The following is a 9,227-nucleotide window of genomic DNA, read 5'->3' as shown; positions in this document are numbered from 1 at the left end:
GATGATAGTGCGGGTTCCCGTGTGAAAGTAGGTCATCGTCAGGCTCTTACAGCCCAGAAAACCCCAGTCAGATTACTGACTGGGGTTTTTTGCTTTGGGGAGTCGAAATCAAACCATTTGCTGCAAGCCCACAGCAAATAGACCCCGCAATAGATAGCGGCCGACTCGAAGCTCCACCAAATAAAAAAGCCCAATGGAATGCCATTGGGCTTTTTGCTTGGGCCAATCAAGGCCCGTCGAGCATCTATTTCTGGGCTATCAGGCCGCCAAACGCTGTTCAATCGCCGCCTTGGTCTCGGGCAATTCCTTCGGCAGATGGTGCGACAGCTGCTGGAACAGTTCCGCATGCAGCTTCAGCTCCGCCTGCCAAGCCGCCTTGTCGATGCTCGTCACGGTAGCGAATTGCTCGGCGCTGAATTCCAGCCCCGTCCAATTGAGATCTTCATACCGCGGGCTCACACCGGTGATGTGTTCGACACCTTCGGTCTTCTTGCCTTCAATGCGATCGATCATCCACTTCAGCACGCGCATGTTCTCGCCGTAACCAGGCCAGACAAACTTGCCATCGGCGCCCTTGCGGAACCAGTTGGTCGTATAGATCTTGGGCAGCTTGGCACCCGAGGCCTCGAGTTTCTTGCCGACGTTGAGCCAATGCTGGAAGTAGTCCGCCATGTTGTATCCCGCGAACGGCAGCATCGCGAACGGATCGCGGCGCACCACGCCTTGCTGGCCGCCGGCGGCAGCGGTCGTCTCGGAGCCCATCGTCGCCGCCATGTAGACGCCTTCGACCCAGTTGCGCGCCTCGGTCACCAGCGGCACGGTCGTCGAGCGGCGGCCGCCGAAGATGAAGGCGTCGATCGCCACGCCCTTCGGGTCGTCCCACGCGTCATCGAGCGCCGGATTGTTGGTCGCGGCCACGGTGAAGCGCGAGTTCGGGTGCGCCGCCTTGGCGCCGGTTTCCTTCGCGATCTGCGGCGTCCAGTCCTTGCCCTGCCAGTCGGTCAGGTGCGCGGGCAGGGTCTTGGTGTCCTGCTCCATGCCTTCCCACCAGACGTCGCCGTCGTCGGTCAGCGCCACGTTCGTGAAGATCACGTCGTTGTTCAGGCTGTCCATGCAGTTCGGATTGGTCAGCATGTTCGTGCCAGGCGCCACGCCGAAGTAACCCGCTTCCGGGTTGATCGCGTACAGGCGTCCGTCCTTGCCGGGCTTGATCCAGGCGATGTCGTCGCCGATGGTCGTGACCTTCCAGCCCTCGAAGCCGGCGGGCGGCACGAGCATCGAGAAATTCGTCTTGCCGCAGGCGCTCGGGAAGGCGGCGGCCACGTGGTACTTCTTGCCCTCGGGATTCGTCACGCCCAGGATCAGCATGTGCTCGGCCAGCCAGCCTTCGTCGCGGCCCATGTTCGAGGCGATGCGCAGCGCGAAGCACTTCTTGCCCAGCAGCGCGTTGCCGCCGTAGCCAGAGCCGTAGCTCCAGATCTCGCGCGTCTCGGGGTAGTGAACGATGTACTTGGTCTTGTTGCAGGGCCAGGACACGTCCTTCTGCCCGGCCTCGAGCGGTGCGCCCACCGTGTGCACGCAGGGCACGAACTCGCCATCGGCGCCCAGCACTTCGTACACGGCCTTGCCCATGCGGGTCATGATGCGCATGTTGACCGCCACGTACGGCGAATCGGAGAGCTCGATGCCGATGTGCGCGATCGGCGAGCCCAGCGGGCCCATGCTGAACGGCACCACGTACATCGTGCGGCCCTTCATGCAACCGTCGAAAAGCGGCTGCAGCGTCGCGCGCATCTCGGCCGGGGCCATCCAGTTGTTGGTGGGGCCGGCGCTCTCTTTTTCGTTGGAGCAGATGAAGGTGCGGTCTTCGACGCGCGCGACGTCGGTCGGGTCGGACACCGCGAGGAACGAATTGGGCCGCTTGGCCGGATTGAGCTTCTTGAAGGTGCCCGCGTCGACCAGTTGCTGGCAGAGGCGGTCGTACTCTTCCTTGCTGCCGTCGCACCAGTAGATGGACTCGGGTTTGCACAGCGCGGCCATGTCGGCCACCCAGGCAATCAGTTTCGCGTTCTTGACGTATGAGGGCGCCTGAATGGTGAGGCCCTTCATCGTGGGTGCGTTCATCGGAAATCTCCTAAGTTGAAAAATCGTCTTTCCGAACGGGACGCCGAGCCTGCATAGGCGCGGAGGTCCGTTTGAGAAAACGTTTCGCGAAGGGAGATTGCGCCGCCGCGGGCCGCACCGCCCGCGGACGACAGCCCAACAGGCTGTCAGGCCAAGTAGACAGCGATGGACGCCAGGAGAAGCATCAGCACGCCGCCAGCGAGCGGCAGGACGAGCGGCATCAGGTGAACGACCGATTCGACGGCGTCATGTTCGGTGGCCGCGGCGTGGCCGGGCTCGACGGGAGTGGGGTTGGACATCGGGAAGTACCTCGAATACACAAATGACAAAACTGGCGGCATTTTACCGGCGGGGCTCCGCAGAGCGGTCTAGGGGGTTGCGAGCCCCTCTCGTGTTCTCAATGTTGCTCCTCGGCCTCGAAGCCGGCGTCCTTCAACGCGGTCAGCACGCTGGCCAAGTGGGCCCGTCCCCGCGTCTGCAGGACCAGCTCGATGTCGACGTTCTGCGCCGCCAGCATGGTGAACGCGCGCTGGTGGTGAACCTCGTCGACGTTAGCGCCCGCTTCGGCCACAGTCGCCGTGATCTCGGCCAGCGAGCCCGGCACATCGCGCGCGCTCACGCGCACCCGCGCCAGCCGTCCGGCCCGCACCATGCCGCGTTCGATGATGGCCGCGAGCAGCAGCGGATCGATGTTCCCGCCCGAGAGCACCAGCCCCACGCGCTTGCCCTTGAAGCGCTCCGGATGCCGGATCAGCGCCGCGAGACCTGCGGCGCCCGCGCCTTCCACGAGGGTCTTCTCGATTTCGAGCAGCATCAGCACGCCCTGTTCGATGTCGCCCTCGTCCACCAGCACCAGGTCGTCGACCTTGCTCGCGATGATTTCCCGCGTCAGCACGCCGGGCGTGCCCACCGCGATGCCTTCGGCGATGGTGCTCTTGCCCTGCGCGTGGTGCGTGCCCTTGATGGCGTTGACCATGCCCGGAAAGCGCGTGGTCTGCACCCCGACGATCTCGATGCCGGGCTTGCGATCGCGCGCCGCGACCGCCATGCCGGCGATCAGCCCGCCGCCGCCGACCGCCACGACCAGCGTGTCGAGGTCGGGCACCACGTCGAGCATCTCCAGGGCCACCGTGCCCTGGCCGGCGATGATCGCTTCGTCGTCGTAGGGGTGCACGAAGGTCAACCCCTCGCGCCCGGCAAGCTCCAGGGCATGCGCACGGGCCGCGTCGAGCGTGTCGCCGTGCAGCACCACCTCGGCGCCGAAGCCGCGGGTGCGCTCGATCTTCACGCCGGGCGTGAAGCGCGGCATCACGATCAGCGCCCGCAGGCCCAGCCGCTGCGCGTGATAGGCCACACCCTGCGCATGGTTGCCGGCCGACATGGCGATCACGCCGCGCGTGCCCGCCTCCGAAAGATCGACCAGCTTGTTGCACGCGCCCCGCTCCTTGAAGGAGGATGTGAACTGCAGGTTCTCGAACTTCAGGAACACCTGCGCACCGACGATTTCGGAGAGCGTGCGCGACTCGACACAGGGCGTATTGAGCACCTGCCCCTCGAGGCGCGCCGCGGCGCGCCGGATTTCTTCGATTCCAACCATGGCGCGCATTGTGGGCTGGAATCGCCGGATCAGGGTTTTTACCCTTTCGGCGTCTTCCCGAAGCCAAAAGTCTGCGTTATGGTCTCTCCACGAAATTCCTCAATTGGAGGTTGCCTGATGGTCAAGCGTGCGGGTGTCGATGTAGTGGCTGCTGCGGTACGCGGGCAGGCATTGCCTTCGCCTGGACTGAAGGAAGCGCCGGTGCTGGAGCTCATGTGCTCGCACTTCGTGCTCACGCTCGCAGCCAAGCAGGGGCCGCGCTTCAACGTGCGGCGCGATATCAACGGATTGCTCTCGCTCACCGGCCGCCATCTCGTGTGGCCCGCCGCGGTCTTGCAGCGATTGCGCGAATTCCTCGGCCGTCGCTGCGCAGGCAACGAAGCGTGGAAGGGCGTCGAGAATTTCGATGGCCGCACGCTGCTCGAACGCCACGGCGTGTGGCGCGGGCCGTATGAAGAAGGCACGCTCTTCTTCTACCTGGACGAATACGCGAAGGACCAGCCCAAGGACTTGCTCTCGGTGCTCGCCGTCACGCGCGACTGGCTCACGCATGCGCTACGCAAGCAATCGACGCTCGTCGAGAAGAACATCGATGCGCTCGCGGGCCTCCTGCAACTCAACAAGGCCGAGCGCGCGCTGCTGCTCTACGGCACGCTCGCGCGCTACCAGCGCGACCTGCGCTCGCTGCTGGTCGAGTTCAAGGTCAACAACGCGCCCGAGGCCTACGCCGCCATCGCCGACATCGCGGGCGTCAACGCGAGCGAAGTGGGCGAGGCATTGCGTGCGGGCTCGCGCCTGGAGCGCATAGGCCTCGTGGAGAACCTGATCTCCGAGCACAACATCACCGACCTCGCCGACCTCATGAAGGTCAGCGAGAAGCTGCCGCCGGTGCTCATGCGCGAGTACCGCGACCACAACGAACTGATGGCCGTATTCACGCGCCCGTCGGCCAAGAGCGCGCTCACGCCGCACGATTTTTCCTTCGTCGAAGAAGACGCGCAGATGCTCGTCACGCTGCTGCGCGCCGCGGTCGCGCGCAAGGAGCCGGGCGTCAACGTGCTGCTCTACGGCCCGCCCGGCACCGGCAAGACCGAGCTCGCGAAAGTGGTCGCGCAGGCCGCGGGCCTGGAGCTCTTCGAGGTCGAATACGCCGACCGCGACGGCAACTCGCTGAGCGGCCGCGATCGCTACCGCTCGCTGCAGATCGCGCAAGTGTTCTTGAAGGGCAGCGCGCAGGCCGCACTGCTGTTCGACGAAGTCGAAGACGTGTTCCCACCGATCAGCACCGAGGCTGCGCAGTTCATGGCGCGCGCCGAGCAGATCCCCGCGCCCACCAGCGGCAGCGTGAGCGGCAAGGCCTGGGTCAACCAGATCCTGGAGGCCAACCCCGTGCCGACGCTCTGGGTCACCAACCGCATCGAGCAGATCGACCCCGCGTTCCGCCGCCGCTTCGCCTACCACCTGGAACTCAAGTCGCCGCCGCCCGGTGCGCGCGAGCAGCTCGTGAAGAAGACGCTCGAAGGCGTCGTGGTGTCCGAGGCATTCACCGCGAAGCTCGCCGAGCGCAAGGGCCTCACGCCCGCGCAGATCCGCACCGCGGTGCGTTTCGCGGGCCTGGCCAAGACCGACGACGCCTCGGTGGAGGGACTCATCGAACGGCAGTTGCGCAACGCCGACATGGCCCTCGGCACGCTGGACACCGGCCGCGGCGAGCGCCGCAACGTGACCACCTACGACCTGGACATGCTCAACGTGGAGACCCGCTTCGAGATCCCGCGCATCGTCGAGGCGCTGAAGGCGCGCGGCCACGGCACGCTGTGCTTCTACGGCGCGCCGGGCACCGGCAAGACCGCGCTGGCCGAGCACATCGCACGCGCCGTGGGCCGGCCGCTGATCATCAAGCAGGCCAGCGATCTCATGAGCAAGTACGTCGGCGAGACCGAGCAGAACATGGCCGCCATGTTCAAGGAAGCCGAGGCCGAGAAGGCCGTGCTGCTGCTGGACGAAGCCGACTCCTTCCTGCAGGACCGCCGCAGCGCGCAGCGCACCTACGAAGTCACCGAGGTCAACGAGATGCTGCAGGGCATGGAGCGCTTCAACGGCGTGTTCGTCTGCACCACCAACCTGCTCGATCGGCTCGACCAGGCGGCGCTGCGGCGCTTCACCTTCAAAATCAAGTTCAAGCCGCTCACGGCCGTGCAGCGCGAACGCATGTTCGTGACCGAGGCGCTCGCGGGCGATGCGGCATTGATGACCGGCGAAGTGAAAACGCGGCTCGCGCAATTGGCACAGCTGTGCCCGGGGGATTTCGCGGCGGTGAAACGCCAGACCGATATCCTCGCGGTCGAGTTTTCGGCGGCGGAGTTTCTCGACCAGCTCGAGGCCGAGCACCGCATCAAGCCCGAGGTCCGCGAATCGCGCGGCATGGGCTTCGTCCAGTAAAGATCAACAAGCGGGCGTGTCCGCGGGGGCGGGCACGAGGAGGAAATCCATGGGCTTTCGCAACACAGACCTGCGGCCATTACCGTGTCGAGCGCGTCCGCCACGCTCCGGCGCATGGGCCGCCGCGGCGGCGCTCCTCGTGGCCGGCCTGCTGGCGGGTTGCGGCGGTGGCGGCGGGGGTGGAGGAGGCGGCGGCGGCTTTCCGATCGGCGGGTTGCCGCCTGCCACCGGCAATCCGCCCACCGACGGCGGCGGGAGCGGCGGCTTCGCCCCTTCCTCGGAGACCGCGGGCCTCTGCGCCGCGCCGCGCCGCGGCATCAACCCCGAAACCGGCGCCGTCTACCCCGACAGCGCCGGCACCGTCGACAACGAAAAGACCTGGGTCCGCAGCTGGATCGACGAAACCTACCTTTGGTACAACGAGGTGCCGGCCACCCTCAAGGCGGCCGACTACGCGACGCCCGTCGCCTTCTTCAACGTGCTCAAGACACCGGCCACCACCTCGCCTTCGGGCCGGGCGAAGGACCGCTTCCACTACATCTACGACACCGAGGTGTACCGCCAGCTGTCCAATGCGGGCATCTCGCCGGGGTACGGGATCGAGTTCGCATTCGTGCGCAGCTCCCGGCCGCGCGAGCTGCGCGTGGCCTTCACCGAGCCGCATTCCAGCTCGCCCGCCGCGGCGAACGGCATCGCGCGCGGCGCGAAGGTGCTCGAGGTCGACGGCATCGACGTCGTCAACGGAACCAACACGACCGTCATCAACCGCGGCCTCTCGCCGCAGGCGGCCGGCGAGAAGCACACCTTCAAGCTGGAGCAGGACGGGGCGACGCGTACCCTGGAGCTCACCGCGGCCAACGTCACCCGCACGCCGGTGCAGAACGTCACGACCATCGGCGACCCCGGCAACCGCGTGGGCTACCTGCTGTTCAACGACCACATCACCACCTCCGAGGCGCAGCTCGTCGCGGCGGTGAACAAGCTCAAGGAGAACGGCGGCATCCAGGACCTGGTGCTGGACATGCGCTACAACGGCGGCGGCCAGCTCAACATCGCGAGCCGCCTGGCCTACATGGTGGCCGGGCCCGGCCAGACGGCGGGCAAGACCTTCGAGCTGCTGAGCTTCAACGACAAGAACCCGTTCCGCCTCACGCTCGCGCAGGCCCTCACGCCGTTCCTCGGAACCAGCCGCCTGAACCAGCCGCTGCCCACGCTCGGCCTCTCGCGCGTCACCGTGCTGACCAGCCCCGACACCTGCTCGGCCAGCGAGTCGGTGATCAACAGCCTGCGCGGCATCGGCGTCACCGTCAACCTGGTGGGCGGCACCACCTGCGGCAAGCCTTATGGCTTCTATCCGCAGGACAACTGCGGCACCACCTACTTCGCGATCCAGTTCAAGGGCGTGAACCAGGCGGGCTTCGGGGACTACGGCGACGGCTTTGCGCCCAACGCCAACTGCACCGTGGCCGACGACTTCGGCCACCAGCTGGGCGACCCCGCCGAAGCGCGGCTGGCCGCGGCGCTCGCGCTGCGCAGCGCCGGCGCGTGCCCGGTACCGGCCGCATCGGCCAAGGCCGCGCCGGGCATCGGCCTGGACAAGGCCGAGGTCGCGCCCGAGGAGCAGCCAGCCCTTTTCAACCGCTCGCCGCTGCGCGAGAACCGCCTGATCGATCCGCCGCCCACTGCGGGCTGACAGGCATCGACAGGCGCCCGGGGCCACTTCGCGCAGTCTCGCGCGGCCCCGCGGAAAACCCCTAGCCATAGCACCTTGCCATGCCTGGGCTTCGCCCTTTAGAGTTTGGCAAACGTTTGCGCAAAGGTTTGCGCAAACGTTTGTATTTCAGTGGCCTCGACTGAAAACCAAATTCTTAGGAGAAGCAGATGCGCAAATGGATCGGGACGGTGTTCACCCTCATCGTCGTCGCCGTACTGGCGGGTTGTGGTGGCGGCGGCGACGGCAACGGCGGCATCGGGCTCGCGCCCGGCTTCGGCGCCACGCCGCCGCCCGCGCAAAAGATCATCATCGACAGCGACTACAACACCATGAGTGACGACGGCCAGCTCGGCGTCATGGCCGCGCAGCTGCAAGCGCAGGGCAAGGTCCAGGTCATGGGCATCAGCGTGGTCTCGGGCAACCAGTGGCTCAAGCAGGGCGTGGCCGATGCGCTGATGTCGGTCGAGCGCCTGGGCGTAGGCGACCGCATCGGCGTGTACGTGGGCGAGAACTACGCGCTCAACCACACCTTCGCCGACGTGGAGGCCGAAATGGCCGCCGGCGCGGGCGGCGACGGCTACCTGGGCGCCTGGAGCGGCCCCGAGCCCAAGACCGACGCCGACCTGAAGCCCTCGCCCGACGGCTTTGCCACCCGCACGCTGGTGCAGCGCAAGAGCGCGGTCGACTTCATCATCGACACGGTCAAGGCCAACCCGAACGAGGTCACCATCCTGGCCATCGGCCCGCTCACCAACATCGCGCTTGCGGTGAAGAAGAGCCCCGACATCGTGCCGCTGATCAAGAAGATCATCTACATGGGCGGCGCCATCGACGTGCCGGGCAACACCACCAAGACGGCCGAGTTCAACTGGTGGTTCGACCCCGACGCCGCGCAGTTCGTGGTGCGCCTGCCGATCCCGCAGGTGATCGTGCCGCTGGACGTGACCGACACCGTGTTCCTCACCAAGCCGGTGTACGACCGCATCGCCCACCCGGCCAAGCCCACCGCCGTGACCGAGGTGTTCCGCAAGCTCAACGGCTTCGGTTTCAGCGGCACCAACGGCTTCGAGAACAACCCCGACTACACGCAGAACATCTGGGACACCCTCACGCTGGCCTACCTGATCGACCCCACCTACGCCACCAAGACGGTGGAGCGCTACGTCGACGTGGTGGCCAAGCCCGGCGCCGCGGACAACGGCCGCTCCATCGGCTACGCCTCGCAGCCCGCAGGCCCGACGCTGCAGAAGATGACGGTGGTGCAGCGCTTCGACAACGCGCGCTTCTTCGAGCTCTTCGTCGACCTGCTCACGCGGCCGGTGCCGATCACCCTGCCGCCGGCGAACTGAA

Annotated in this window: 6 protein-coding genes; 3 read left to right on the top strand and 3 right to left on the bottom strand. The window is 66.4% G+C overall.

The annotated features are described in order from the left end of the window. Positions 1 to 258: 258 nt before the first annotated feature. The 3 genes from JC881_RS30095 to JC881_RS30085 all read right to left on the bottom strand — a co-directional run bounded on the left by JC881_RS30095 (position 259) and on the right by JC881_RS30085 (position 3,721). Positions 259 to 2,124 (bottom strand): phosphoenolpyruvate carboxykinase (GTP), encoded by a 1,866-nt coding sequence (locus tag JC881_RS30095; RefSeq protein ID WP_198789453.1) that lies wholly within the window; start codon positions 2,122 to 2,124, stop codon positions 259 to 261. A 146-nt stretch (positions 2,125 to 2,270) separates the two neighbouring features. Continuing rightward, positions 2,271 to 2,423, bottom strand: coding sequence for a hypothetical protein (locus tag JC881_RS30090; RefSeq protein WP_177224959.1), 153 nt, complete (start codon positions 2,421 to 2,423; stop codon positions 2,271 to 2,273). A 98-nt stretch (positions 2,424 to 2,521) separates the two neighbouring features. Beyond that, positions 2,522 to 3,721, bottom strand: coding sequence for a threonine ammonia-lyase (locus JC881_RS30085; protein WP_198789452.1), 1,200 nt, complete (start codon positions 3,719 to 3,721; stop codon positions 2,522 to 2,524). 117 nt (positions 3,722 to 3,838) lie between these two features. Here JC881_RS30085 and JC881_RS30080 point away from each other — a divergent pair, with 117 nt between their 5' ends. The 3 genes from JC881_RS30080 (at position 3,839) to JC881_RS30070 (ending at position 9,226) form a co-directional block, all read left to right on the top strand. Next, positions 3,839 to 6,163 carry an ATP-binding protein gene (locus tag JC881_RS30080; protein WP_198789451.1) on the top strand — a complete coding sequence of 775 codons (2,325 nt, stop codon included), beginning with the start codon at positions 3,839 to 3,841 and terminating at the stop codon, positions 6,161 to 6,163. Between the two features lie 139 nt (positions 6,164 to 6,302). Further along, entirely contained in the window at positions 6,303 to 7,856 is a 1,554-nt protein-coding gene (locus JC881_RS30075; RefSeq protein WP_332875314.1) for a S41 family peptidase, read from the top strand. A 188-nt stretch (positions 7,857 to 8,044) separates the two neighbouring features. After that, a complete protein-coding gene (locus JC881_RS30070) occupies positions 8,045 to 9,226 on the top strand; it encodes a nucleoside hydrolase (RefSeq protein ID WP_198789449.1) in 1,182 nt (393 codons plus the stop codon). The last annotated feature ends 1 nt before the right edge of the window (position 9,227 follow it).

This window comes from Variovorax sp. IB41, from assembly GCF_016405905.1.
GTDB lineage: Bacteria > Pseudomonadota > Gammaproteobacteria > Burkholderiales > Burkholderiaceae_C > Variovorax.
This window is presented reverse-complemented; position numbering and strand designations above follow the sequence as displayed.

Bases quoted from the DNA above. Each gene is read 5' to 3' on its own strand.
- JC881_RS30095 (WP_198789453.1), bottom strand. From the start codon at position 2,124: ATGAACGCACCCACGATGAAGGGCCTCACCATTCAGGCGCCCTCATAC.
- JC881_RS30090 (WP_177224959.1), bottom strand. From the start codon at position 2,423: ATGTCCAACCCCACTCCCGTCGAGCCCGGCCACGCCGCGGCCACCGAA.
- JC881_RS30085 (WP_198789452.1), bottom strand. From the start codon at position 3,721: ATGGTTGGAATCGAAGAAATCCGGCGCGCCGCGGCGCGCCTCGAGGGG.
- JC881_RS30080 (WP_198789451.1), top strand. From the start codon at position 3,839: ATGGTCAAGCGTGCGGGTGTCGATGTAGTGGCTGCTGCGGTACGCGGG.
- JC881_RS30070 (WP_198789449.1), top strand. From the start codon at position 8,045: ATGCGCAAATGGATCGGGACGGTGTTCACCCTCATCGTCGTCGCCGTA.